Source organism: Actinomadura rugatobispora, from assembly GCF_042656285.1.
GTDB classification, from domain to species: Bacteria; Actinomycetota; Actinomycetes; order Streptosporangiales; family Streptosporangiaceae; genus Spirillospora; species Spirillospora rugatobispora.
Genome location: NZ_JBHSON010000076.1, coordinates 1 through 26,620, shown reverse-complemented (window position 1 = coordinate 26,620; position 26,620 = coordinate 1). Strand labels below are relative to the sequence as shown.

General features: G+C 75.2%; 16 protein-coding genes. 15 read left to right on the top strand and 1 reads right to left on the bottom strand.

All coding sequences use genetic code 11. From position 1 onward, the window contains the following. Nucleotides 1–64: 64 nt before the first annotated feature. On the top strand, nucleotides 65–1,111 hold the full coding sequence (locus ACFPZN_RS39940) for a Ppx/GppA family phosphatase (protein WP_378287779.1): 1,047 nt from the start codon (nucleotides 65–67) through the stop codon (nucleotides 1,109–1,111). A 33-nt stretch (nucleotides 1,112–1,144) separates the two neighbouring features. On the opposite strand, the gene ACFPZN_RS39935 is transcribed toward ACFPZN_RS39940, so the two are convergent. Next, on the bottom strand, nucleotides 1,145–2,320 hold the full coding sequence (locus ACFPZN_RS39935; protein ID WP_378287778.1) for a M20 metallopeptidase family protein: 1,176 nt from the start codon (nucleotides 2,318–2,320) through the stop codon (nucleotides 1,145–1,147). A gap of 281 nt (nucleotides 2,321–2,601) precedes the next feature. Between ACFPZN_RS39935 and ACFPZN_RS39930 the strand changes: the two genes are divergently transcribed. From ACFPZN_RS39930 to ACFPZN_RS39865, 14 genes are all read left to right on the top strand, one after another. Next, nucleotides 2,602–4,260 carry a penicillin-binding transpeptidase domain-containing protein gene (locus tag ACFPZN_RS39930; protein WP_378287777.1) on the top strand — a complete coding sequence of 553 codons (1,659 nt, stop codon included), beginning with the start codon at nucleotides 2,602–2,604 and terminating at the stop codon, nucleotides 4,258–4,260. A gap of 57 nt (nucleotides 4,261–4,317) precedes the next feature. Further along, nucleotides 4,318–6,546: a beta-glucosidase gene (locus tag ACFPZN_RS39925; RefSeq protein WP_378287776.1), complete on the top strand. Its 2,229-nt coding sequence runs from the start codon at nucleotides 4,318–4,320 to the stop codon at nucleotides 6,544–6,546. Nucleotides 6,547–6,670: 124 nt separating this feature from the next. Continuing rightward, entirely contained in the window at nucleotides 6,671–9,229 is a 2,559-nt protein-coding gene (locus tag ACFPZN_RS39920; protein ID WP_378287775.1) for a hypothetical protein, read from the top strand. After that, complete coding sequence (locus ACFPZN_RS39915; protein WP_378287774.1) at nucleotides 9,229–12,723, top strand: hypothetical protein; 3,495 nt, start codon at nucleotides 9,229–9,231, stop codon at nucleotides 12,721–12,723. The genes ACFPZN_RS39920 and ACFPZN_RS39915 overlap by 1 nt, the downstream gene beginning before the upstream one ends. After that, entirely contained in the window at nucleotides 12,720–13,877 is a 1,158-nt protein-coding gene (locus ACFPZN_RS39910; RefSeq protein WP_378287773.1) for a hypothetical protein, read from the top strand. Before ACFPZN_RS39915 ends, ACFPZN_RS39910 begins: the two co-directional genes overlap by 4 nt. A 68-nt stretch (nucleotides 13,878–13,945) precedes the next feature. Further along, nucleotides 13,946–15,079: a sensor histidine kinase gene (locus ACFPZN_RS39905; protein ID WP_378287772.1), complete on the top strand. Its 1,134-nt coding sequence runs from the start codon at nucleotides 13,946–13,948 to the stop codon at nucleotides 15,077–15,079. 9 nt (nucleotides 15,080–15,088) lie between these two features. Beyond that, the gene (locus ACFPZN_RS39900; protein ID WP_378287771.1) at nucleotides 15,089–15,778 is read left to right on the top strand and encodes a response regulator; all 690 of its coding nucleotides are present in this window, start codon (nucleotides 15,089–15,091) and stop codon (nucleotides 15,776–15,778) included. A gap of 112 nt (nucleotides 15,779–15,890) precedes the next feature. Further along, entirely contained in the window at nucleotides 15,891–18,011 is a 2,121-nt protein-coding gene (locus ACFPZN_RS39895) for an MMPL family transporter (RefSeq protein WP_378287770.1), read from the top strand. Nucleotides 18,012–18,185: 174 nt separating this feature from the next. Then, complete coding sequence (locus tag ACFPZN_RS39890; RefSeq protein ID WP_378287769.1) at nucleotides 18,186–18,560, top strand: effector-associated constant component EACC1; 375 nt, start codon at nucleotides 18,186–18,188, stop codon at nucleotides 18,558–18,560. Next, a complete protein-coding gene (locus ACFPZN_RS39885) occupies nucleotides 18,518–20,032 on the top strand; it encodes a caspase family protein (protein ID WP_378287768.1) in 1,515 nt (504 codons plus the stop codon). The genes ACFPZN_RS39890 and ACFPZN_RS39885 overlap by 43 nt, the downstream gene beginning before the upstream one ends. A 65-nt stretch (nucleotides 20,033–20,097) precedes the next feature. Next, the gene (locus tag ACFPZN_RS39880; RefSeq protein WP_378287767.1) at nucleotides 20,098–21,138 is read left to right on the top strand and encodes a FecCD family ABC transporter permease; all 1,041 of its coding nucleotides are present in this window, start codon (nucleotides 20,098–20,100) and stop codon (nucleotides 21,136–21,138) included. Next, nucleotides 21,135–22,205, top strand: coding sequence for a FecCD family ABC transporter permease (locus ACFPZN_RS39875; RefSeq protein ID WP_378287766.1), 1,071 nt, complete (start codon nucleotides 21,135–21,137; stop codon nucleotides 22,203–22,205). Before ACFPZN_RS39880 ends, ACFPZN_RS39875 begins: the two co-directional genes overlap by 4 nt. A 91-nt stretch (nucleotides 22,206–22,296) precedes the next feature. Continuing rightward, complete coding sequence (locus tag ACFPZN_RS39870; RefSeq protein WP_378287765.1) at nucleotides 22,297–23,136, top strand: ABC transporter ATP-binding protein; 840 nt, start codon at nucleotides 22,297–22,299, stop codon at nucleotides 23,134–23,136. Between the two features lie 37 nt (nucleotides 23,137–23,173). Further along, on the top strand, nucleotides 23,174–26,548 hold the full coding sequence (locus ACFPZN_RS39865) for a non-ribosomal peptide synthetase (protein WP_378287764.1): 3,375 nt from the start codon (nucleotides 23,174–23,176) through the stop codon (nucleotides 26,546–26,548). The last annotated feature ends 72 nt before the right edge of the window (nucleotides 26,549–26,620 follow it).

The window sequence follows — 26,620 nt, the reverse complement described above, 5'->3', positions numbered from 1 at the left end:
CTACGGCCCGCCCGCGACCGGACGGTCCGGGATGGAACGGCTCCGGGCGGGGTAACTGCCGTCCATGCGAACTGCCATCTTGGACATCGGCTCCAATTCCGCCCATCTGAAGGTCGTCGATCTCGAGCCGGGAGAGCCGGTGCGGCCGATCCGCTCGGTGAAGCGGCCCACCCGGCTGGCCGAGGCGATCACCCGGGGCGGCCGGATCGGGCCGCGGGCCTCCGGCCGGCTGTCGACGGCGGTGGCGGAGGCGCTGGTGGCGGCCCGGGACGAGGGCGCCGACGAGCTGGTGGCGTTCGGCACCGCCGCGCTGCGCGACGCGTCCAACCGCGCCGAGGTGGTGGCCGGGCTGGCCGCCCGCACCGGGGTGGAGCCGTCGTTCCTGTCCGGGGTGGACGAGGCGCGCCTGACGTTCCTGGCGGCCCGCGGCTGGTACGGCTGGTCGGCGGGGCCGCTGCTGCTGGCCGACATCGGCGGCGGCTCGCTGGAGATCGCCGCCGGGGACGGCACCGAGCCCGGGTTCGCGGTGACGCTGCCGCTGGGCGCCGGCCGTCTCACCCGCGAGCACCTGCCCGGCGACCCGCCCCGCCGCCGCGACGTCAAGCGGTTGCGCGGCGTGGTTGGGGAACATCTGGACGACCGGCTTCCGGACGGCCCGGACGGGCTGTGGGAGGGGCGTCCCGGCGAGGGGCCGGGCGCGGGGCGGGCGGTCGCCACGTCCAAGATCTTCGCGCAGCTGGCGAGGTCGCTGCGGCGGCGGGACGCCGAGGGCCGGCGGATCCTGCGGCGCAAGGACCTGCGCGACCAGATCCCGCGGCTGGCCCGGATGACCGCCGCCGACCGGACCGGGCTCAAGGGCGTCTCGGCGACCAGGGCCCGCCAGCTCCTGGCGGGCGCGATCGTGGCCGAGGCGGTCATGCGGCGGCTTGAGCTGCGCCGCCTGGAGGTCTGCCCGTGGGCGCTGCGCGAGGGCATCGCGCTGCGCCGCCTCCAGCAGATCGGCGGGCCGGCGCCGTCCGTCGACGACGACATCGGCCACCTGCTGCGCCCGATGCCCGGCCCGCGGTCCCGGCTCCACTGCGTCGGCGGGGTGGGGGCGGGCGCGTCCTGAGCCGGCCGTGCCGGGGCGCTTCCGGCCGGGCGGTCAGACGTGGGTGTCGCAGGCGGCCAGGTAACCCGCCAGGTAGGCCTCGGCGACCCGCCCGACCAGGGCGTCGTCGGGGAGGAACTCGCTGTGGTGCAGGCCCGGGGCCTCGTCCGGCGAGCCCTCCCCGGCCGTCCCCACGAACAGCATGAGCCCGCGCGTGACGTGGCAGTAGTGGGAGAAGTCGTCGGCGCCGAAGGACCGGAACGAGGTGTCGACCGGGATGCCCAGCCCGGTCAGCCGGCGCGCGGCCTCCAGTGCGAGCGGCGGGTCGTTGTGCAGGGACGGCTGCATCTCGTGGATCCGCACCTCGGCCGTGCAGCCGTGCGCGGCGGCGGTGTGCTCGACGATGTCGCGGACGAGGCCGGCGGCGATCTGCCGCTCGTCGTCGCCCATCACCCGGATCCCGCCGCGCGCCGAGGCGGTCCTGGGGATGACGTTGGCGGCGCTGCCCGCGGTGACCTGGCCCACCGAGCAGACCGCGCCGCGGACCGGGTCGAAGCGCCTGCTGACCACCTGCTGCAGCGAGACCACCGCCTGGCACAGCGCCAGCACCGGATCGCGGGCGGTGTGCGGGTAGCCGGCGTGGCCGCCGCGGCCCTCGATGGTGATCTCGAACTCGTCGGCCGCCGCGTTCACGGGGCCGGGCACGGCCGACACCACGCCCTCGGCCAGCCGGGGCTGCACGTGCGCGCCGATCACGGCGTGCGCGCCGTCCAGGGCGCCCTCCCGCACCGCGTCGGCGGCGCCGGAGGGGAAGGTCTCCTCGCGCGGCTGCAGCAGCGCCGCGATCGGGGCGTGGCCGCCGACCCGGGCCGCCGCGCGGCACACCGCCACCAGCGCGGCCAGGTGGACGTCGTGCCCGCAGGCGTGCATGGCGTGGGTGCGGGACGCCCAGGGCGCCCCGGTCCGCTCGTCGATCGGCAGCGCGTCCAGCTCGGCGCGCAGCACGACGCGGGGGCCGCCGCCGTCGCCGATCCGGACGATCCGGCCGGTGCCCGCGACCGGCGTCCCGGGGCCGGCGTCCAGCGCCCGCACGACGGCGCGCGTGGTGTCGCCCTCGTCGCCGGAGACGCGGGGGTCGGCGTGCAGCCGGTGGCGCAGCTCGATCGCGGCGGGCAGCTCGTCGGCGACCGCCGCCCGGAACTTCTCCACCTGCACGCTGTCCACCTGCATCCTTTCCTCCCGTGCCGTCCTGTGACCCTCCTGCGAGCGGGCCCGACCACCCACCGTAGGGGCGCGCGGCGGAATCGTCATGGCGGACGCGTGACACCGGCCACGCCGTAACACGGATTTCACCTGGCTCGTTCCTGCTCCACCTGCGGTGATATGGGTTCGCATATCGTTCTCACCCCGATATCGATCTTGGACTTTCCGCTGGTGAGATGGTGTTCTGTGGGCGGCCCGCCGGACGTGCGCGGGCGCTCCGCCGAGCGGACGGACGAAGGGGGACAAAAATGCGCAGACCTGGCGCCGTCATCGTGGCCGCCGTGGCCGTGGCGGCCGTGCTCGCGGGCGCGGGGATCTTCTGGTTCCTGCGCTCGGGGGACGGCCCCGAGCAGACCGCGGAGCGGTACCTGGCCGCCTGGCAGCGCGGGGACACCGCGGCCATGCGCGCGCTGACCGCCGACCCGCCCGCCGACTTCGACCGGCGCGTCACCGGGACGCGGGACGATCTCGGCGCCGTCCGGCAGCGGTTCACCGTCAGCTCCGTCGGCGACCCGGACGGCGGCCGGGCGGGCGGCTCCTACCGCGCGGAGATCACGCTGGCGGGCGGCCGCACCTGGGCCTACCAGGGCACCCTGCCGTTCGTGGAGCGCGACGGCCGGTGGCTGGTGGCGTGGTCGCCGCAGGTGCTCCACCCGGAGCTGCGCGAGGGGCAGCGGCTGCGCGCCAGCCGGGCCTGGTCCGACCGGGCCGCGATCCAGGCCGCCGACGGCACCGACCTGCGCGGCTCCTCCTCCGGCTCGGTCGAGCAGCTGGTCGGGCCGGTCGCCCCCGCCTCCGCCGACGCCGCCAAGAAGCTCGGCGCCCCCTACCGGAAGGGCGACGCCGCGGGCGCCGACGGGCTGCAGCGCCAGTACGAGCGCCGCCTGGCCGGCACGCCCGCGATGGCCGTGCAGATCACCGGGGCGGACGGCTCGGTCGTCAAGACGCTGCAGCGGTTCGGGGGCGCGCCGGGGCAGCCGCTGCGGACGACCCTCGACCTCAAGGTGCAGGAGGCGGCGGGCCGCGCCCTCGGCGATGTGGACAAGCCCGCCTCGATGGTGGCGCTCCGGCCGTCCACCGGGGAGATCCTCGCGGTCGCCAACAAGCCGGGCGGCTACAACCGGGCGCTGATGGGCCGCTACCCGCCCGGCTCGACGTTCAAGGTGGTCACCGCCGCGGCCCTGGTGGCGGGCGGGGTGAGCGTGTCCAGCCCGGTCGGCTGCCCGGCCACCACCACCGTGGGCGGACGGACGTTCAAGAACTCCGAGAACGAGGCGTTCGGGACGGTGCCGTTCCGGGAGGCGTTCGCGCACTCCTGCAACACCACCATGGCGCGGCTGACCGTGGACCGGCTCGGCGAGAAGCGGCTGGCGCAGGTGGCGGCCCAGTTCGGCTTCAACGCCCCGCTCATCACCGGGCTGCCGGCCGTGCGGGCCTCGTACCCGGCGACCGGGGACGCCACCGCGCTGGCCGCGGCGTCGTTCGGGCAGGGCGAGGTGCTGACCAGCCCGCTCAACATGGCGGGCGTCGCCGCCGCGGCCGCCTCCGGCACGTGGCGGTCGCCGCGGCTGGTGGACGCCGCGCTGGCCTCGCAGGCCGTGGACGCCGGAGGCCGCCGCCCGGAGCCGCAGCACCGGCTGGAGCCGGCGGTGCACAAGGCGCTGCGGACGCTGATGCCCGCCGTGGTCAGCGAGGGCACCGCGTCGAAGGTCAGCTTCCCCGCCGGCACGGCGGGCAAGACGGGCACCGCCGAGTTCGGGACCGCGCCGGAGGGCGGCGAGCCGCCCACGCACGCGTGGTTCATCGGCTACCGGGGCGACCTGGCCTTCGCCGTCATCGTCGAGGACGGCGGCACGGGCGCCGGGACCGCGGCCCCCGTCGCGGCGGAGTTCCTCCGCTCGCTGTAGGGAAAAGGGGAGCAATCGGCGATTGAATTCGGGAGTGTCCCGGCCTAATGTCCGGACATGTGGAACCGGCCTGAATTCCTCAGCGCCGCACCCCCCGGCGCACCATTCCTCCCGGGCGCATCTTTCCGCCCCACATTTCTCAGGGCCGCGTTTATCCGGACGGCCCTCGCCGCCCTCCTCGCACCCGCCCTTTCCGCCTCCGCCTTTCTCCCGGCCGCTCCCGCGCACGCGGCGGCACCGTCCGCCGCGTGCGGGGACGTCACCGAACGGCCCTGGTGCCGCGCCTCGCTGCCGCCCGACCGGCGCGCGGCGCTGCTGCTGGCCGCCCTGACCCTGGACGAGAAGGCCGATCTGATGGCCGGGGACGAGTTCCTCGGCCAGGTCACCTCCGGCTGGGACCCGAACGCCCGGGCGGGCACGCTCAACGGAGTCCCGCGGCTGGGCGTCCCGGCGCTGCGGTTCAGCGGCGGCGACGCGGGCGTGCGGCAGGGCACCGCGACCGCGCTGCCCGCCCCGATCGCGCTCGCCGCCGCCTTCGACCCGGCCGCGGCCCGCCGCCACGGCGCCCTGGTCGGCGACGAGACGCGGCGGAAGGGGAGCGAGGTCACGCTCGGCCCGGCCCTTGACCTGATCCGCAATCCCCGGTTCGGGCGGTCGTTCGAGCAGTACGGCGAGGACCCGCACCTGACGGCGCGGCTCGGCGTGGAGTGGATCAGGGCGGCCCAGGCCCAGGGCGTGATGGCCTCGGCCAAGCACTTCGCCGCCTACAACCAGGAGGCCGACCGGTACACCGTGGACGCGGTGGTGGGGGACCGGGCGCTGCGCGAGATCTACCTGCCGCCGTTCGAGGCCGCCGTCCGGGAGGGCGGGGCCGCCACGGTCATGTGTGCTTACAACAAGGTCAACGGGGCCTGGAACTGCGAGAACCGCACGCTGCTCGGACGCGTCCTGCGGGAGGAGTGGCGCTTCCCCGGCATCGTCGTGTCCGATTGGATGACCCAGTTGTCCGGGACGGCCCCCGCCGCCCGCGCCGGGCTCGATCTGGAGATGCCGATCGGGCAGCGCTTCAACCCGCTGTCGGTGCGGGCCGAGATCGCCGCCGGACGGCTCGACCAGGCCACCCTCGACTCCCGGGTCCGGGCGATCCTGCGGACCATGTTCGCGTTCGGGGTCTTCGACCGGCCGCCGTACCCGAACGCCCCGGAGACCATCGACGTGCCCGCCCACCTGGCCGCCGCCCGCGAGCTGGCCGAGGAGGGCGTCACGCTGCTGAAGAACGACCGCGGCGTACTCCCCCTCGACCGGCCCGCGTCGATCGCGGTCATCGGATCGGCGGCGGACGCGTACGTGAGCGGCGGCGGCTCGTCCCAGGTCCTGGCGCGCTCGCCGGTGACGCCGCTCCAGGGGATCAGGGAGCGCGCCGCCCGCGCGGGGATCCGGGTGGACCACGACGCGGGCGCCGACCGGGCCCGCGCCGCCGCGCTCGCCCGCCGCGCCGACGTGGCGGTCGTGGTGGCGGCCGACGCCCGCACCGAGTTCGCCGACCAGTGGTGCCTGGCGCTGATCTGCGGCGACGCGCTGCGCGGCGACCAGGACGCCCTCATCGAGGCCGTGGCCACCGCCAACCCGGAGACGGTGGTGGTGCTGGAGAACGGCGGCCCCGTCCTGCTCCCGTGGGCCGGCCGGGTCGCGGGGATCGTCCAGGCGTGGTACCCCGGCGAGCAGGGCGGCAACGCGCTGGCGCGGGTGCTGTTCGGCGACGTCGACCCGGGCGGGCGGTCCCCGGTCACCTTCCCGGCCGCCGAACGCGACGCCCCGGCGTCCGGCGGTCCCGCCCAGTACCCGGGCCGCGACGGCAGCGTCCACTACTCCGAGGGAGTCCTCGTCGGCTACCGCCACTACGACGCCCGCCGCATCACACCGCGGTTCGCCTTCGGCCACGGCCTGTCCTACACCACGTTCGCGTTCGGCGGCCTCGCCGTCCACCGCGACCGCGTCGAGGTCACCGTGACCAACACCGGCGCCCGGCGCGGCACCGCCGTCCCCCAGCTGTACCTGGGCCTGCCCGGTACGGCCGAGGCGCCCCAGCCGCCCAGGCAGCTCAAGGGCTTCGCCAAGGTGAGACTGGACCCGGGGCAGAGCCGCCGCGTCACCATGCCCCTGAACGACCGGGCCTTCTCCTACTGGGACGAGACCGCCGGCGCATGGCGCGCTGCCCCGGGCTGCACGTCGGTCATGGTCGGCACCTCGTCCCGTGACATCGTCGCCACCGACCGCCTGTGCTGACCTCGCCGCAGCGGAATCGGCCGGATCGGGACGTTGCCACTGTGCGTCACATAGAGAGAGATGTCAGTCGGAAGCCGATACGGTCGTCGTACCGTAGTCGTCGGGGTTCGCGGGGGTACCCAGCATGGAGTCGAGGAGCAGGATCGCCGCGGGCGATCCCGCCGAGGCCGCCGCCGAGATCGAGCGGCTGCGCCGCGCCAACGACGCCCTGGTCGCCCGGGTCGCGGAGGCGGGCGAGCTGCCGCAGGGCGCCGAGGAGGCCCGCCGGGCGTTCCTGGACCGCGCCGAACTGGTCCGCCGCTGCGCCGACGAGCCGGTCACGGTCGGCGTGCTGGGCGTCCACAGCACCGGCAAGACGCTGCTGCTCAACATGCTGCTCGGCCGCCCCGACCTGCTGCCCAGCGGGTACGCGCCGACGACCGGGAACGTGACCGTCCTGCACCTGCGCCCGGCGGCCCCGGCCGACGGGGAGGTGGCGGAGTCGCGGCTCACCGGGGCCCGCGTGGAGTTCCTCAACGAGACCGACCTCGCGGGCTGCCTCGCCGCGCTCTTCGACGCGGTCCGCGACACCGCCCGCGGCTCGGGCAAACTCGACGACCGGGCCCTGGCCGAGCTGGACGGCCTGCTGCCCGAAGGCCCCGCCCGCTTCACCCCCGAGGGCTGGGGCGGGCTGGTGCGCTGGTTCGAGGAGCGCGGCTGGCCCACCGGGAGCACCGCGCTGCGGCTGCGGATCCTGGAGCTGCTGGCGTTCCGGTCCGCGTGCCTGGCCGGGCGGGAGGTGCTCGGCCGCGAGGAGCAGGTCGACTTCGCCACGCTCAGCGCCAGCGCGATCCGGCTCGACACCGACGTCCTGGAGACCGCCCGCGGCGACATGCCGCCCCGGCCCGGCCCCGGCCTGCCGATCCGGCCCGGCGGCCGGCTGACCGAGGAGGCGCTGGCGGAGGGGTTCGCGTTCGTCCGCCGCATCCACCTGGACGTGCTGGTGCCCGCCTCCGTGTGGGCGCTCGGGGACCTGGGCGCCGAGTCGGTGAGCCTGGTCGACTTCCCCGGGCTGGGCAGCCTGGCCTCCAAGGAACGCGACGCCTACCTCGCCGACCAGGAGATCGACCGGCTCACCTCGATCGTCATCATGCTGGACGCCGAGTCCCCCTACGACGAGGCGCCGCTCGGCCTGATCACCCGTTTCGAACGCACCCGCTCCGCCAAGCTGGCGCCGTCCTGCCTGGTGGTCGCCAACCGGCTGGACCGGCTGCCCGGCGGGCTGCACGGTGCCGAGGCGGCGCCCGACCCGCTGCGCACCGAGACGGTCCTCGGCCACTCCGACGCGCTGCGCACCCTGCTCGGCATCGCCGAGCAGGCCGTCACCCACGGCCACACCGACCGGATCACGCTGGCCTCCGCCCTCTACGCGCGGCTGCGCCTGGAGGGCGAGGCGTCCCCGGTCGAGGTGGGCAACGCCGCGACGACCCGGGCGTGCGCCGACGGCTGGCGGCGGCTGGCGCAGCGGCTCAACGCCGACGACCCGGGCCGCCCGCTCGGCGCCCTCCTGGAGGCCGCCGCGGCCGACGGCGGCATCGCCCGGCTTCGCGACACCATCGCCCGGCACGTCGGCGAGCACGGCATGCCGCTGCGGCTGGACCGGATGGCCCGCCTCGTCGCCGACCGCGCCGACGCGCAGCGCGACCTGGCCCGCGCGCTGCGCCCCGACGACCGCCGCCCCGCCGGCCGCCCCACCCCCGAGCAGCGGGAGCTGCGCCGCCTGCTCGTCCAGGTCGCCCGGAACGCGCGCGGCCTGCTGCAGAACGTGCGGCCCCAGATGGACCAGGCCGAGGGCGACGCGGGCCTGCGCGCGGCCGTGGAGGAACGCGTCGTCGGCGACGTCTTCCGCTGGCCCGAATGGCGGCAGCTGCTGGAGGCGGTGGAGCGCGGCGTCGTCCCGATCCGCCAGCTCGACCGGCGCGAGCTGCGCCCCAACGACACCGGCGAGCTGGAGAAGAGCTTCAGCGCCGCGCTGGAACGCCTGGAGTCGCAGATCGTCGACCTGGACCGGACGCTGCTGGACCGCTGGATCGCGGCGCGCGACGACGACGCCCACGACCTGCGCCGCCAGATCAGGACGCTGCTGGACGGCGCGGACGGCGCGGGCGACCCCGAGGCGCTGTCCTGGGTCGAGCCGTTCCTGGCGTTCGGCTGGGTGCGGCAGGACGTCGCGCACGCACGCCGCGCCGCCGCGGACGACGCGGACGGCTTGGACGGCGTCGACGGCGCGAGCGCGGCGAGCGGCGCGGACGGCGCGGACCGGCCGCCCGGCGAGAGCGCGCAGGTGCAGGAGTTCCCGCTCCGCCGCGAGCACGGCCTGCCCTGGCACCCGGACTACCCGGTCCCGCACGGCTGGCCCACCGACGAGCTGGAGCTGCGCCGCCACCAGATCCAGGTGATGGCGGTGCGCCGGGAACTGGTCAACGCGCTGACCCGCAAGGTGATGCTCCAGGCCGAACGGCGGCGCCGGGCGCTGGTCGACGACGTCCGCGCGGCGCTCGTCCGGCGGCTGGAGGCGCTGCCGGAGGGCGACTACGGGAGGCTGGCGGCCGAGGCGCTCGGCCAGTCGCGGCGCTCGGACGGCGCCGCGCTGGGCGCCCTCGCCGCCGCCCTTCTCGACGACCAGGGACAGGGGGATCTCTGATGCCGCTCATCGTGCGGATCGCGCCGCCGGCCGGAACGCCCGGCCAGTGGGGCGGCGGGCCGCTGGAACTGTACGAGCAGGCGGGCCGCTACCTGCTGCCCGACCTGCTGGTCACGCCGACGCACCCGCCGGTCTGGCTCACCGGCGTCGCCGCCGACCTGGAGGCCGGCAGCGGATCGCGGGTGCTGCGCGAGGTCGTCCGGAACGCCTACCGCGCCGCGCGGGTCCCGGCCGAGCCGCTGCACGCGCAGATCCGGGTGCCGGGCCCGTCGATCCCGGCGATGGACGTGGAGGCGGCCGGCGCGGTCCGGCTCGTCCTGGACGTGGTCTACCGGGGGCTGCCGGCGGCGGGCAAGGGCGACCCGGGGATCGAGATGTCCCAGCGGGTCGCGTGCGACGTGATCTTCCGGCCGTCGTCGTCGCGGACGCCGCCCGTCCCGCCGCCGCAGGCGCAGTCGGCGGCGCAGGCCCCGCCGCCCTACGCCCCGGCCTCGTACGCGCCGCCGCCGTCGGCCGTGCAGGAGTTCGCGGCGGTCCCCGGGCAGCCGGTCCCCGCCCCGCAGCACGCTCCTCCGCCACCGCGGCAGGCTCCCCAGCCGGCGGCGCAGCAGGCTCCCCAGCAGGCCGCCGAGCCCGTGGCGAACGAGGTCGGCACCGACCGGCACCACGGGTTCGCCGCGGTGGACCTGGGCACGAGCAACTCCACCGTCACGCTCCTGGACAGCGAGCTGGTGCAGCGCGTCGCCATGTCGTCCAACCAGCAGGAGGAGCTGCGCAACCGGCTCGTCGCGCTGCTGGAGTCGGTCCCGGGCGAACGGCATGACCCCTACGGCGACGCCGCCGACGAATGGCACGAGCTGCTCGCCGAGATCGCCGAGACCCTCCTGCCCGGCGACGGCGATTCCGCCGATCCGGTGCGGGACCTGGTGTCGGCGCTGCGCGCGCGCCGGTCCACCAGCGACGAGCTGCTGCACGAGATGCTGCGCCGCCTCGACCTCGACCTGCAGTTCGCCGGCGACCCGCTGCGGTCGTGGCTGGCGGTCGGGCTGCACCGCTGCTACGACGCGGCGTTCGCGGTCCCCGCCCTCGACACCCGCTCGCTCCACCAGATCGTGCTCGACCCCAACGAGGGCGACACCGTCCTGTCCAGCCGCGCCGAGGTCACCTCCGTCGACCCGCCGCGGGTGCGGCTCGGCCGCGCCACCGTCGACGTCCCCGAGGCCGACGGCGGCGGCGACGGCGACGGGGGCCCGCGGGTCTTCTACGGCGTCAAGTCCCGCTTCGACCGCCTCGACCAGGTCGAGACCACCCTCGACGGCCGTGACCTCACCGTCCGCGACCTGATCGGCGCCTCCTACGCCGACCTCATCGACCGCACCAACCGCCGCGAGCACCGCCGCCTGATGGATAGGCGGCCGATCGGCCGGGTCGTGGTCACCTACCCCGCGATGGCCTCGCTCAAGGTGCGCGGCGAGCTGCGCCCGATCGTGCGCGAGGCGCTGGGCGTCTCCACCGTCTACACCAGCTACGACGAGGCGGTCGGCGCGGCGTTCTTCTTCCTGATGAAGGACGTCGGGGCCCGCTCGGGCAGCGGCATCGAGGCGCTGCGGGCGCGCTGCCGCCCGCTGCCCGGCCGCCCCGGCCACTGGCAGCGCAACGTCCTGGTGGTCGACATCGGCGGCGGCACCACCGACATCGCGCTCATCACCTTCGTGCTCAGCGACGAGACACCGCCGCTGCCCGGCGGCGACCCGCGCTTCACCGGCCGCTACTACCGGATCGTCCCGACGCTGCGCGGCTCCAGCGGCCACGCCAACCTCGGCGGCAACCTCATCACGCTGCGCGTCTTCCACTGGCTCAAGCTGAAGCTGGCCGACGCGCTGCTCGCCCACGACTCCCAGCGGCTGGCCGCCTCCCTCCCCGACGACCTGCGCGGCCCCGACGGCCTCTACCTGGCCGGCAGCCTGCCCATGCACGTGGGCGACGAGCTGCCGCTGCCCGGCGAGATCACCGAGCTGGTCGAGGACATCGTCCCGACGCACTGGAAGCGGCACCCGCGCCGCCGCCGCGCCTTCGAGATGCTGTGGGACGAGGCCGAGAAGGCCAAGCGGGAGCTGGGCGCCGCCGGCGGATCCGGGTCGTACACCGTCTCCAAGGCCGTCCTCGGCCGGATCCTGCGCGCCCTCACCGACACGCGGGCGCGGATCCCCGAGCAGGGTGTGGACGAGCTGGTCCTGCAGAGCGCCCAGTTCGAGGACCTGGCCCGCCCGTCGGTGCGGCGCGTCGTCGAGCTGGCCAACGCGCTGGTCGAGGAGCGGTTCCGGGACCGCGACGAGCGGCTGGACGAGCTGATCCTCACCGGCAACGCCAGCGCGCTGCCGCTGGTGGAAGAGGAGTTCGCCGCCGGGTTCGGGGCCCGCCCCGGCGGCCACGAGACCTTCGCCTGGTCGGCGCACGACATCAAGGTCGAGCGGACGCTGCCGAAGAACGCCGCGTCCATCGGCGCGTGCTGGGCCGAGAGCCTGCGCCAGTTCGGCCACGACCAGCCCGCCAACGCCGCCGCCCGGCTGCGCGAGGACGACTCGGTCATCGACGTCGAGGTGGAGAACCTGTTCCGCGGGCTGCCCAGCTCGTTCGCGCTGGCCGGGCAGGACGGCCAGGAGCTGGTGGTGCTGTCGGCCGGGGACTCCCTCGACATCGTCGACGCCGACCACGGCACCCGCGTCCGCACCGACGGCACCGGGCCGCTGCTGCGCAGCTTCCAGATCATGCGGAAGGTGGAGGGCTCGGCGTCGCTGCGCTGGGGCTCGTTCAGCTACGAGAGCCGCCCGGGCGCCGAGGACCTCAGCGCCTCGGTGTGGCCGGCCGAGATCCGCACCACGCTGGACATGAGCCACGAGCTCACCCCCACCCTGCACCTGTGGCGCGGCGACCGGCCGCACTACGTCGTGGAGGGCGAGGCGTTCGGCAACGTCCACGACGTGCTGGCCAACATGGGCAGGGCCGCGGCGCGGGGCGAGGAGCCCGGGCCCCGCTTCCAGCTCGTGGTGGACACCCCGCCGGAGGAACCCGCGGGCGGATCGGTCGTCTTCGGCGACCTCGCGGTCGGGCCCGACGGCCGGATCTACCCGGCCGTGCTGCCCGACCGGTTCCGCGGCCGGGACGGCCGGGTGCGCGCCGGGCTGCTGTCGCCGCTGCCGCTGCGCCGCCCCCCGCGCAAGGGCGGGTGGACGTTCCACCTGCGCTTCAACGACAGCACCGACGTGGTGCGCGTCGGCGAGGGCGGGCCGCCGCCGGAGGCGCCCTACGTGGCGTGCTGGGTGTCCATCGACGAGGACGGGCTGCTGCGGCTGCACCCGGGCGGCCCCCCGTTCGTCCGCGCGGACGACCTGCCGCACGTCGAGCAGGACCCCGGCGCCGTGTTCAGCACCGAACTGGCCGAGCCCGCCCTGCAGCTCGACGAGGCGCGCGACCCGTTCAGCGGTGAGCAGTGAACGAACCCACCCCGGACACGACCGTCCCCGGGGACGACCTCGCCGCGTTCCGCGGCCTGCTCGCCACCCCCGACTCCGACCTTGCCGGGACGTTCCGCGACGGGCTGAGGCTGCTCGCGCGCGCCCTCGACCACACCGCCCTGCTCCATCCCGGCGACCCGGGCGCCGAGCCGTTCACGCGCGTGCGCGCCGTCCTGGGCGGCCTGCTCGACGACCCGGCCGAGCCCGTGCCCGCGGGACCCGCGCCGCCCCCGGCGGCCGTCGCGGAACCGGCCCCCGAACCGGCGCCCGATCCGGTCGCCGTCCTGCTCGACCGCTTCCACGCCGACCGGGCCGTCCGCGAGCACCTCGGCGACATCCGCCGCCAGGACGACCCCGCCCGGCAGTGGATCGCGTTCAACTGCGCGCTGCTGCGGCTGCCCCGCAAGACCGCCGAGTCATGGCGGGAGCAGGCGGCGCGGGCCGTCCCGGCGGCGCCGGACGCCCCCGCGCCCCTGCTGCTGCCCGCGCTCGACTCCGAGGAGGACCTGCTGCTGCCCTGGCCCGACCAGGGCATCCGCGGCGTCCGCACGGCCGTCGGCGCCGCCCCCGTCCCCGAAGTGGCCCAGGCCCTGGCCCCGGTCCCACCCCAGGACCCGACGGGCAAGGCCCTCACCGCGCTGGCCTCACAGGTCCTGGCCGTCGCCGAGCTCGACCCCGAGGCCCTCTACTTCGAAAGCCTCACCCCCCAGCCGCGCCCCCTCGCCCAGGCGTCCGCCCGAGCCGACCACACCAGGGAACTGCTCACCAGGCTCGCCGCGTACCCCGCCGCCCTCCGCGACGGGCCGTCGCGCGCGCTCGAAGCCCTCGTCGCGATCGACGAGGCCCTGTGCTCGGTCGCGCACCTGCCGCCCGCCGCCGACCCCGCCTCCTGGTGGAACGGCCTGGCGTCCCGCGCCCACGAACTGGTGTTCGCGCTCGCCGCCGGACTGCCGGGCCGGGCGCGGGTACGCGAACCGGCCCGCCGGTTCCGGGACGTCCGCGACCTCACCGAGGACGACGTCCCCATGGTCAGCCAGGCCCACCCCGGCCGGGTCATCTGGTGCCTGCGCCTCTACTCCGAGATCGACGGCGTCCCCCGCCGAGGCCGCGTCATCTACGGCGTAGATCGTTAACTCTGGGGCGCCCGGGGTCGCTCTTGGGAGTGAGGACAGGGGCGGCTCGGGAAAAGATACTTGGGGCCGTGTCGTTCTTCTCCCGGGTTGTGACGCGGGCCCAGACGTTGCCGCCCGTGGCCGTGGACGCGGTCATCGCGGTCGCGTGCCTGGCCAACGCGGTCATCCAGTCGATCGTGAACGAGCGGTTCTTCTGGTACATGCCGCTGGTGGCCGGGGCCGCGTCGGCGGCGCTGCTGTGGCGGCGCCGGTACCCGTTCTGGGTCACCCAGGTCGTCGGCGTCTGCACGATCGTGCAGGCGATGACGGGCGCGCTGGGCGATCTGCCGCCCGCGCAGCTGGTCGTCACCTACACCTTCGCGGCGCTGTGCCCGCCGAAGGAGCGGCTGATCGCCGCGGCGGGCACGTTCGTCGGCGTCATGCTGTCGGTCGGGGTGCCGCAGGAGAAGGTGCTCAACCTCGGCCTGGTCGGGATCGCGTTCACGGCGGCGTACGCCCTCGGCGTCGGCGCGCGGGCGCGGCGCGACCGGATCGCGATGCTGGAGGAACGGGCGGCGCGCCTCGCCGAGGGGCAGGTCGCCGCGGCCACCCGTGAGCGGGAGCGCATCGCGCGGGAGATGCACGACATCATGGCGCACTCCATGAGCATGGTCGTGATCCAGGCCGAGGCGGGGCCGGTCGCCGTGCGCACCGATCCCGACAAGGCGGAGGAGGTGTTCGACACCATCTCCGAGACGGCGCGGGAGGCGCTGGCGCAGTTGCGGCGGGCGCTGGGCGTGCTGCGCGCGGAGGAGGGCGGGGCATCCCGGCGGCCGCCGCCCGGCCTGGAAGCGCTGCCCGCCCTGGTGGACGACGTCCGGCACGCCGGGCTCGAGGCGACGCTGGAGGTGGACGGGGAGCCGCGGCCGGTCCCGTCCGACCTGGCCGTCACCGCGTACCGGATCGTGCAGGAGGCGCTGACGAACACGGTCAGGCACGCGGCGGCCGACCAGGTCCGGGTGCGGCTGAGCTGGCGGGACGGCGCGCTGGACGTGGAGGTCCGCGACGACGGGCGCGGCGCGTTCGGCGGGGGCGGCGGGGGCGCCGGGCTCGGGCTCGTGGGGATGCGGGAACGGGTGGCGGCCTCCGGCGGGGAACTGGCGGCCGGACCGGGCCCCGGCGGAGACGGCTACCGCGTGACGGCCAGCCTGCCGCTGGCCTAGATTGATCGCGTGCCGATCCGCGTCCTCATCGCCGACGACCAGGCGCTCGTGCGCGACGGTTTCGGCATGATCCTGTCCGCGCAGCCCGACCTGGAGGTGGTCGGCGAGGCCGCCGACGGCGCCGAGGCGATCCGGGCGGCGCGCGAGCTGCGGCCCGACGTGGTGCTGATGGACGTGCGCATGCCCAACGTCGACGGCATCGAGGCGACCGCCGCGGTCTGCCGCGACACCGCCGCCAGGGTGCTGGTCCTCACCACCTTCGACCTCGACGAGTACGTCTACGACGCGCTGCGGGCCGGGGCCAGCGGGTTCCTGCTGAAGGACATGCGGCGGGCCGAGCTGGTCGAGGCGGTGCGGGTGGTGGCCGGGGGAGAGGCGCTGCTCGCGCCCACCGTGACCCGCCGCCTGATCGCCGACGTGGTGGGACGGGGCGGGCGGCACGCAGCGCCGCGTCCAGCCGACGACTCCCGGCTCGCCACGCTCACCGCCCGCGAGACCGACACCCTCCGGCAGGTGGCCCGGGGACTGTCGAACGCGGAGATCGCCCGCGAGCTGTACGTCACCGAGCACACCGTGAAGACCCACGTCAGCAGCCTGCTGAGCAAGCTGGGCCTGCGCGACCGCGTCCAGGCCGTGGTGCTGGCCTACGAGACGGGCCTGGTCCAGCCCGGCGAGAACGCGCCGCCCGCCCCCTCCTGAGAGTGAGGCCGGCCGCTCCTGAGAGCGGCCCGCAAGTCCGCTCCTGGCGGCGATTCGCCGGACGCGTCTCCGGCGGAGCATCGGAGCAGCCACGCAAGCGTAGGAGGCTGTCGTGATCCGTTCCGTTTCCGCATTCGCCGTCCGGCGGCCCTGGGTCGTCATCGTGCTCTGGGGCGCCGTCGTGTTCGCCGGCTTCGGCATCGGCGTCGGGGTGTTCGGCCGCCTGGTCGGCGACGTCGGCACCGTCCCCGGCAGCGAGTCCAGCCGCGCCGAGCAGCGCGTCGAGCGGCTCGCCCCCCGCCCCGAGAGCCTGACCGCCGTCATCACCGGGCGGCCCGCCGACGACCCGCGGCTGAACCGCGAGGTGTCGGCCGCGCTGGCCGCCGTCCGCGCGGTGCCGGGCGTCACCGGTGTCGAGGGGCCGCTGCCGTCGGCCACGACCGGTGCCGCGCTCCTCGTCGAGATCACCCTCGCGCCCGGCAAGGACGTCCAGGAACGGGCCGCCGAGGCCGCCGCCGAACGGCTGCGCGCGGTGGACGCCCGCGTCACCGTCGCGGGCGGGCCGCTGTCGGGCGCCGAGTTCGACGAGCAGGCCGGCCGCGACGTCGTCCGCGCCGAGCTGCTCAGCACCCCGGTCCTGCTGGTGCTGCTGCTGGTCGTGTTCGGCGGGCTGCTGGCCGCCGGGCTGCCGCTGCTGGTCGCCTTCGCCGGGGTCGGCTGCACCTTCGGGATCCTGTTCGCCTTCAGCGCCGTCACCGACATCTCCGTCTACTCCATCCAGATCACCACGATGCTGGCCGTGGGCCTGGCCGTCGACTACGCCCTGCTGATGGTCAACCGGTTCCGGGAGGAGCGGCAGGCCACGGCCGACGTGGGCGAGGCCGTGGCCCGCACGGTCGCCACCGCGGGACGGACCGTCATGTTCTCCGGCCTGACCGTGGCCGTCGCGCTGGCCGGGCTCGTCGTCTTCCCCGACCCGTTCCTGCGCTCGATGGGCCTGGCCGGCGCCGCCGTCGTCGTGGTCGACATGGCGGTCGCGCTGACGCTGCTGCCCGCGCTGCTGGGCCGGTTCGGGCACCGGATCTCCGCGTCCAGGCGCCGGGACGGCGGGCGCGGCGTGTTCGCGCGGGTCGCGGGCGCCGTGCAGCGGCGGCCCGTGCTGACCCTGGCCGTTTCGGGCCTCGTGCTGGTCACGCTGGCGCTGCCGCTGTTCGGGATGCGCATCTCCCAGGGCGACCCGCGGATGCTGCCGTCCTCGACCGAGACCCGGCAGATGTGGAACGGCCTGAACGCGCACTTCCCGGACCGGTCGGGCCGCGGCGGCGACATCCAGGTGATCGCGGACGCGCCGGTGAACGACCCCGGCGTCGAGCGGCTGCGCCGGACGCTCGCCGCCCGGCCGGGCGTCACCGACGTGCGCGCCGAGCAGATCGCGCCGCGCACCACCATCGTGCTGGCCACCCCGACCGGCTCGGCCGAGGGCCCGGCGGCCCGCCGCGCCGTCGAGGCCGTCCGCGACCTGCCCGCCCCGTTCCGCGTCCAGGTCACCGGGGACACCGCGGGCCTGATGGACTACCGGGCGATGCTCGCCGAACGCCTGCCCTGGGCCGTCGCGGTCGTGGCGCTGGGCACGCTGCTGCTGCTGTTCGCCTTCACCGGCTCGCTGATCCTGCCGGTCAAGGCCGTGCTGACCAACCTGCTGAGCATCGGCGCCGCGCTGGGCATCGTGGTCTGGGTGTTCCAGGACGGCCACCTCGCCGGCCTGGTCGGCGGCGAGGGCCTGGGATACGTGCACCTGACCGTCCCGGTGCTGATCGGCGCGATCGCGTTCGGGCTGTCGGTCGACTACGAGGTGTTCCTGCTGTCGCGGATCCGCGAGCGCTGGCTGGCCGGGGCGGGCCCGCGCGGCTCGGTCGCCGAGGGGCTGCAGCGCACCGGCGGCATCGTGACGGCGGCGGCCCTGCTCATCGGCATCGTGTTCGCCGGGTTCGTGGCCGGGGGCTTCGCGCCCATCAAGACGATCGGGCTGGGCCTGGTGCTGGCGGTGGCGCTGGACGCGACCGTCGTGCGGATGCTGATGGTCCCGGCCACCATGACGCTGCTGGGGCGGCGGAACTGGTGGCTGCCGCGGGCGCTGCGTCCCGTGCACGCCCGCCTGGCCCTGTCCGAGGCGCCCCCGCCGCGCGAGGCCCCGAACGCCGGGCCGGAGAAGGACGCGCTGGCCGCGCACTGACGAAAGGAAGAACGGCGGCGCCCCTCACTCCGGGGGGCGCCGCCGCCATGGTTAATGCCAATTCGGAAATGTCGGCTTTGTTTTGGTTACCTGCGAGTGTATTCGCAATCGAGACACCGTTCGTGCCATCGCGATCAATGGCGGCCACGTCGAACGGGCATGCAGGAATTCACCATGGACACCGCCTTCGTGGAAATCAGGGAGAGCCGCGCCGACCCTCTCCGGCTGGACGAGCTGACCGTGCGGCTGTACCGGGATCTGGCCGACCGCGACCTCCGGGTCCGGCGTCCCATGGGCGCCGCGCCCGAGGGGGCCAAGTCGGGGGCGGTGGCCGCGCTGGGCGCGCTCGTCGTCGCCCTGGGGGCCAGCCCGGTGGTCGCGGCGTTCGCCGAGGGCGTCTTCGCCTGGCTCGCGGCCCGCCCCGACCGGACCATCAAGGTCACGCGCGGGGCCGACTCCATCGAGATTTCCGACCCGTCCCCGGAGCAGGAACAGCAACTGATCGAATGGCTGACGCGGCATCCCGAAACCCGAGACGAGCTCTCCTGATCGCGTCGGATCGGTACTCCGACCCCGGACTCCAGCGGCTGCGCTCGCCGATGCAGGACGTGCACGAACTGGAGGCGGTCCTGGCCGACCAGGCCATCGGGGGCTTCTCCGTGCGGGTTCTGCGCAACGACCCGGCCCACCTGGTGATGGAGGCGATCGAAGACCACTTCGCCGACGCGGAGCCCGACGACGTCCTCCTGCTGTACTTCTCCTGCCACGGCTACAAGGACGAAGCGGGACGGTTCTACTTCGCGACCACGGGCACCCGCCTCGCCCGGCCGAACTCCACCGCCGTCCCGGCCGCCTACGTCAGCGACCAGCTCCGGCACAGCCGCTCCAGGAACATCGTGCTCCTGCTCGACTGCTGCCACAGCGGCGCCTTCACGCGCGGCATGGTCGCCCGCTCCGGCGGCAACGTGGACGTCGCCGAACGCCTCAGAGGATCGGGCTGCGCCGTGCTGTGCTCGTCCACGTCGCTGGAGTACTCCTTCGAGGTCGACCACGGCCGGGTGTCGGCGGGCCGGCCCACCGCCGGCGGGCCGCGCCCGTCCGTCTTCACCAGCGCCGTCATCCAAGGGCTGCGGACCGGCGAGGCGGATCTCAACGGCGACGGCCGGGTCACCATCGACGAGCTGTACGAGTACGCGTACGGGCGGATCCGGGAGACGACGTCGAACCAGACGCCGACCAAGTTCGTGGACGTGCGCGGCGAGCTGGTGGTCGCCTCCAGCCCGCGCGGGGCCCGGCCCCGGCCGATCCCCGAGGAGGTGCTCTCCGCGGCCGGCAGCCTGCTGACCGGGTCCCGCCTGGAGGCGGTGAACGCCCTGTGGCGTCTCGCCCGCGACGGCCTCCCGGCGGGGGCCACGGCCCTCGAACGCCTGGTGGCCATGCAGCACGACGACAGCCGGCAGGTCTCCGCGAGGGCCCGCGAAGCGGTGGAGGACGTCCGGCGCCATGCCACCTGGCCGCCCCTTCCGCAGCCGCCCGTTCCCCGCCCGCCCGTTCCGCAGCCGTTCGTCCCGCCGCAGCGTGCTCCGCTGCCTCCGCACCGCGCCGGGCCGGTTCTCCCGCCGGTGGGAACGGCGCCGCATCCCGCCGCGCGGGAAGGACTCGGCCCGGCGGCGGCCGCCTACTTCCTGCCGTTCTTCCTCGGCCTGGTGCTGGTCAGGGCGAGGACCGGCCTGGCAAGGTTCCACGCGTGGCAGTGCGTTGCGATCGACGTGCTGACGGTCCTCTACACCGTCGTCGGCACGATGGTCGGCGTCGGCTACGGCTTGGTCCGGTACGGCAATGAACCGATGCCCGAGAACGACATCGTCCTGAACGTCTTCACGGCCGGGTTCCTGCTGCTGCCGATCGTGCTGAGGGGGTACTGCCTTGTCGCCCTGGCGATGGGCAGACCGGCGCGGATCGCGGTCCTCGCGCCCGTCGCGGCGCGGCTGGCGGGACGCCGGTCCCGGCGCACCGCGTGAGGATGCCGGGTTGGGGGATCGCGTGGCGATTTAGCTTAGGCTAGCCTAAATCTGTGCTGACGTCCGTGCGGAAAGCCCCCCCGAGCGACCGCCCGCCGCCCGTGCGGAGCGGGATCCGCGCCGGCCGGTGGGCCGGGCTGCTCGTGCTGGCGGGACTGCTCGTGGTCGCGGTGACGGCGAGCTTCGCGATCGGGGCGCAGCGGATCCCGCCGGGTGAGGTGTTCGGCGCGCTGTTCGCGCCGGACGGCTCGGAGCACGCGCTGATCGTGCGCGAGCTGCGGCTGCCGCGGACGCTGCTCGGCGTGGCGGTGGGCGGCGCGCTTGGGCTGGCCGGGGCGCTGATGCAGGCGCTGACCCGCAACCCGCTCGCCGAGCCGGGGCTGCTGGGCGTCAACGGCGGTGCCGCGCTGGCCGTGGTGACGGTCATGAGCCTGGTCCGCACGGACGAGGTGATGGTCTACGTGTGGGCCGCGCTCGCCGGTGCGGCCGGGGCGTGGGTGCTGGTCTACCTGATCGGCGCGCACGGCCGGGGCGGGGCCTCGCCCGGGCGGCTGGTGCTGGCGGGCGCGGCGATCAACGCGGTGTTCACCGCGCTGACGGCCGGGCTGATGCTGATGAGCCCGCGCACGTTCAACGGGTTCCGGTTCTGGCAGGTGGGCTCGCTGTCGGGACGCGATCTGGGGGTCTTCGTCAAGGTGCTGCCGTTCCTGCTGGTGGGAACGGTCCTGGCGCTGTCGCTCGCGCGGGCGCTCAACGCGCTGGACCTCGGCGAGGAGTCCGCGCAGGCGCTCGGCGTGCGGCCGGGGCGCACGCGCGCGCTGGGCGCGGTCGCGGTGGTGGTGCTGTGCGGTTCGGCGACCGCGGCGGTGGGGCCGATCGCGTTCCTGGGGCTGGCGGTGCCGTTCGTCGTGCGGGCGTGGGTCGGGCCCGACCAGCGGTGGGTGCTGCCGTACTCGCTGCTGCTGGCGCCGGTGCTGATGCTGGGCGCGGACGTGGTGGGACGCGTCGTGACGCCGGGCGAGCTGGAGACGGGGCTGGTCACCGCGTTCCTGGGCGCGCCGATCTTCATGCTGATGGTGCGGCGCGGAGGGATGCGGAAACTATGAAGGCGCTGGGTGCCTCGGCGGGGCCGCGCATGGACAAGGGGTCCGGCCGGGTGGTGCGCGCCGGGAGCGTGTCGGTGCGATTCGATCCGCGGATCGCCGCGGTGAGCGCCGCGCTGCTGGCCGTGGCCTGCGGCGCCGCGGTCTTCGTGGTGGGGACGGGCGACTTCCCCATCTCCCCGGCCGAGGTCGTCCAGGTGCTGGTCGGTCAGGGCGACAAGGCCACCGAGTTCATCGTCACGAAGCTGCGGCTGCCGCGGGCTGTGGTGGGGCTGCTGGCGGGGCTGGCGCTGGGCATGAGCGGGGCCGTCTTCCAGAGCATGTCGCGCAACCCGCTGGGCAGTCCCGACCTCATCGGGTTCACGACGGGGTCGGCGACCGGGGCGCTGCTGCAGATCCTGGTGTTCGGCGGCGGGTTCGTGGCCATCGCGGCCAGCTCGGTGCTGGGCGCGGTGGTGACCGCGCTGGCGGTGTACCTGATCGCCTACAAGGGCGGCGGTGTGCACGGCATGCGGCTGGTGCTCGTCGGGGTCGGGGCCGCCGCGATGCTGGAGGCGTTCAACTCCTACCTCATCACCCGGGCCGAGCTGCGCGACGCGTACGAGGCGGCGTTCTGGCTGACCGGCAGCCTGAACGGGCGGGGCTGGGACCAGGCCGTGCCGCTGGCCCTGGCGCTGCTGGTGCTGGTCCCGATGGCGCTGCTGTTCGCGCGCCAGCTGGGGATGGGGGAGCTGGGCGACGAGGCGGCGCAGGCGCTGGGCGTGCCGGTGCAGCGGGCGCGGGCGATGCTCGTGGTCGCCGGGGTGGGGCTGTGCGCGGCGGCGACGGCGTCGGTCGGCCCGGTCCCGTTCGTCGCGCTGGCCGCGCCGCAGCTGGTGCGCCGGCTGACCCGGCGCACCGGGCCGCACCTGCTGTCCGCCGGTCTGATGGGCGCCGCGCTGCTGGTGTGCGGCGACCTGGTCTCACTGCGGCTGCCCGTGGCGCTGCCGGTCGGCGTGGTGACCGGCGTGCTGGGCGGCCTGTATCTGGTCTGGTTGCTGTCCACGAAGGGACGGAGGGGTATGCCGTGAACGGAGTGAACTTGAAAACACGGCAGCGGAGCTCACGCATGGCCGAGCCGCTAGGCGAGGCAGCCACCGAGCCGCTAGGCGAGGTGGCCGCGTGAGCAGACTGAGGGCGGAGGGCCTGACGCTGGCGTACGAGCAGCGTGTGGTGGCCGAGGGGCTGGGGGTGGAGATCCCCGACGGGTCGTTCACGGTCATCGTGGGCCCGAACGCGTGCGGCAAGTCGACGCTGCTGCGCTCGCTGGCCCGGCTGCTGAAGCCGAAGGCGGGCACGGTCTTCCTGGACGACGCGCCGATCGCCTCGCTGCACGGCAAGGAGGTCGCGCGGCGGCTGGGGCTGCTGCCGCAGTCGCCGATCACGCCGGACGGCATCACGGTGGCCGATCTGGTGGCGCGCGGCCGGTACCCGTACCAGGGGCTGCTGCGCCAGTGGTCGCGGGCCGACGAGCGCGCGGTGAACGAGGCGATGGACGCGGTCGGGGTCGCCGACCTGGCCGGCCGGGTGGTGGACGAGCTGTCGGGCGGCCAGCGGCAGCGGGTGTGGCTGGCGCTGGTGCTGGCGCAGCAGACGCCCATCATGCTGCTGGACGAGCCCACGACGTTCCTGGACATCGCGCACCAGATCGAGGTGCTCGACCTGTGCTCGCGGCTGCACGAGGAGGGCCGCACGCTGGTGGCGGTGCTGCACGACCTCAACCACGCGTGCCGGTACGCGACGCATCTGGTGGCGATGCGCGGCGGCGAGATCATCGACCAGGGCCGTCCGGAGGAGGTGGTGACGGCGGATCTGGTGGAGCGGGTGTTCGGGCTGCCGTGCCAGGTCATCGACGATCCGGAGTGCGGGACGCCGCTGATCGTGCCGGTGGACCGGCGGCGCGCGGACCGTCCGCGGGGGGCCGTGCCGGCGTCGGCGACGTTGACGGTCAAGGGCGCTTGATTTAGGTTAGCCTTACCTAAATTTCAAGAGGAGTGCCGTGCTGACCTGGGACGAACTGCACACCGCGCTGACCGAGGTGCTGGGCGAGGAGGCCCGGCCCGACGACAACCTCATCGAGCTGGGCATGGACTCGATCCGTCTCATGGGGCTGACCGGGCGGCTGCGCAAGCGCGGCGTCGAGGTGCGCTTCGCCGAGCTGGCCGAACGGCCCACCCTGAACCAGTGGTGGGAACTCCTCGAAGAGCGCGGCGCCGTCGAGCCCAAACCGGCCGCTGCCGAGCCCGAGCCCGAGACCGAGGTCGGCGCCGAGGCGTTCCCGCTGGCGTTGATGCAGCACGCGTACTGGATCGGCCGCGATGCCGGGCAGGCGCTCGGGTCGGTCGCCGCGCACCTCTACGTCGAGCTCGACGGCCGCGAGATCGACCCGACCCGGTTCGAGGCGGCCGTGCGCGCGTTGGTGGAGCGGCATCCGATGCTGCGCGTGGCGGTGTCGGACGACGGCACGCAGCGCGTCCTGCCCGAACGTCCCGGCCCCGCCATCGCCGTGCACGACCTGCGCGACGCGGGCGACGGCGGCGCGGCGGCGGAACTTGAGCGGGTGCGCGCGGAGATGTCCGTGCAGCGCCTCCCGATCGAGGACGGCCGGGTCTTCGACGCCCGGCTCAGCCTGCTGCCCGGCGGCGCCGCCCGGCTGCACCTCGACGTCGACATGGTCGCCGCGGACGCGATGAGCTACCGCACCCTGCTGGCCGACCTCGCCGCGCTGTACGAGGGCGAGTCGCTCGATCCCGTCACCTACACCTACGCGCGCTACCTCGCGGCCGACCCGCGCGCCGAGGCCCGCGAGCGCGACCGCGAGTGGTGGGCCGGACGGCTCGCCGACCTGCCCGGCCCGCCCGAGCTGCCGGTCGTGCCCGAGCCCGGCGACCGGGTGGTGCGGATGCACCACTGGCTGTCCCCGGACGACAAGGACCGGCTCATCGCCCGCGCGCACGGCGAGGGCGTCACCCCCGCGATGGCGCTGGCCGCGGTGTTCGCCGAGGTCATCGGGGCCTGGTCGGCCACGCCGCGGTTCCTGCTGAACCTGCCGCTGTTCCACCGCGAGCCGGTGCACCCCGAGGTGGACCAGGTGGTCGGCGACTTCACCGGGTCGATCATGCTGGAGGTCGACCTCACCGCGGAGCTGCCGTTCGTCGAGCGGGCGCGGGCCGTCCAGGCGCGGCTGCACACCGCGGGCGCGCACAGCGACTACTCCGGCCTGGAGGTGCTGCGCGACCTGTCGCGGGTGCGCGGCGAGCAGGTCCTCGCCCCGATCGTCTACACCAGTGCGCTCAACCTCGGCGAGCTGTTCGGCGAGCGGGTCCGGCGCAGCTTCGGCGAACCGGAGTGGATCGTCTCGCAGGGCCCGCAGGTGCTGCTGGACGCGCAGGTGACCGAGGTGTCGGGCGGGCTGCTGCTCAACTGGGACGTGCGCGATCCCGCCTTCCCCGACGGCGTCGCCGAGACGATGTTCGCCGCCTACACCCGCGAGATCACCCGGCTGGGTGCGCCGGACGCCGACTGGAACGAGCCGCTGCGGATCGCCGCGACGCCGGAGCAGCTGCGCGTCCGGCACGGGCTCAACGCCACCGAGGCCCCGCCCGCGCGCACCCTCACCGAGGGCTTCTTCGGGCACGCCGCCGCCACCCCGGACGCGCCCGCGCTGCGCTGGGGCCTGGACGGCACCCTGACCTACGGCGAGCTGGCCGACCGGGCGCTGCGCGTCGCCGCGCGGCTGGTGGAGCGCGGCGTGCGCCCCGGCGACCGCGTGTCGGTGGAGCTGCCCAAGGGGCCGGAGCAGGCCGTCGCGGTGCTCGGCGTGCTGGCGGCGGGGGCCGCGTACGTCCCCATCGGCCCCGAGCAGCCCGCCGCCCGCCGCGAGCGGATCCGCAAGCGCGCGGGCGTGACCGTCCCGCTGACCTCCGTGGAGACCGGCGACGCCGCGCCGCTGGACCTGCCGGTGCGGATCCGTCCCGGCCAGGTCGCCTACGTGCTGTTCACCTCCGGGTCGACGGGCGAGCCCAAGGGCGTGGAGGTGTCGCACGGCGCCGCGATGAACACCATCGGCGACCTGGTGGAGCGGTTCGCGCTCGGCGCGTCCGACACCACCCTCGGGGTGTCCGCGCTGGACTTCGACCTGTCGGTGTTCGACCTGTTCGCGCCCTGGGCGTCGGGCGGCGCGGTGGCGCTGCCCGAGCAGGACGACCGGCGCGACGCCGCGCGCTGGGCCGAGCTCGCCGGGCGCTGGTCGGTGACCGTGCTCAACTGCGTGCCGTCGGTGCTGGAGATGCTGCTGGCGACCGGGCCGGTGCCCTCTCTGCGGCTGGTGCTGCTGGGCGGCGACTGGGTCGGCGCGCACCTGCCCGGCCTGCTGCGCGAGCGCGCCCCCGGGGCCCGGTTCGTCGCGCTGGGCGGCACGACCGAGACCGCGATCCACTCCACCGTGCTCGAAGTCGAGGACGCGCGCGTGCCCGAGGGCCGGCACGCGATCCCATACGGCGTGCCGCTGCGCGGCGTCGCCTGCCGGGTGGTGGACGAGCTGGGCCGGGACCGTCCCGACTGGGTCGCCGGCGAGCTGTGGATCGGCGGCGGGGGCGTCGCCGACGGCTACACCGGCGACCCCGAGCGCACCGCCGACCGGTTCGTGGAGCACGAGGGCACCCGCTGGTACCGCACCGGCGACCTGGGCCGCTACTGGCCCGACGGCACGATCGAGTTCCTCGGCCGCCGCGACCACCAGGTCAAGGTGCGCGGCTTCCGCATCGAGCTCGGCGAGGTCGAGGCCGCGCTGGAGAGCCATCCGGAGGTGGGCCGCGCGGTCGGCCTGCTGGCCGCCGGGCGGCTGGCCGCCGCCGTCACCGGCCCGGACGCCGGCGGCGTCGAGGGGCTGCTCGCCCACGCGCGCGAGCTGCTGCCGCCGCACATGGTGCCCGAGCTGGTCGTCCCGCTGGCCGAGCTGCCGCTCACCGCCAACGGCAAGGTCGACCGCAAGGCGCTGACCGCCCTGGCCGCCGAGGCGGGCGGCGAGGGCGGCCGGGCCTACACCGCGCCGCGCACCGGGGTGGAGAAGGTGCTGGCCCGCGTCGTCGCCGGCGTGCTCGGGGTGGAGCGCGTCGGCGCCGACGACGACTTCTTCGCCCTGGGCGGCGACTCGGTGCTGGCCACGTCCGTCATCGCGCGGCTGCGCGAGGCCCTCGACACCACGTCCCTGCCGGTCCGCGTGGTGTTCAACCAGCGGACCGTGGCGGGGATCGCGCGCCGCTTCACCGAGCTCGAGGAGAGCCCCGGCCGGCTGGAGGCCGTCGCGGAGATCTGGCTCATGGTGGAGGGCATGTCCGAGGACGAGGTGTCCGAGCGGCTCGCCCGCTCGTAACGCTCCGGTCCGGCCGCGCACTGGGGTGGTGCGCGGCCGGACCGGTCAGGCGCGCTCCGGGTCCGGCTCGGC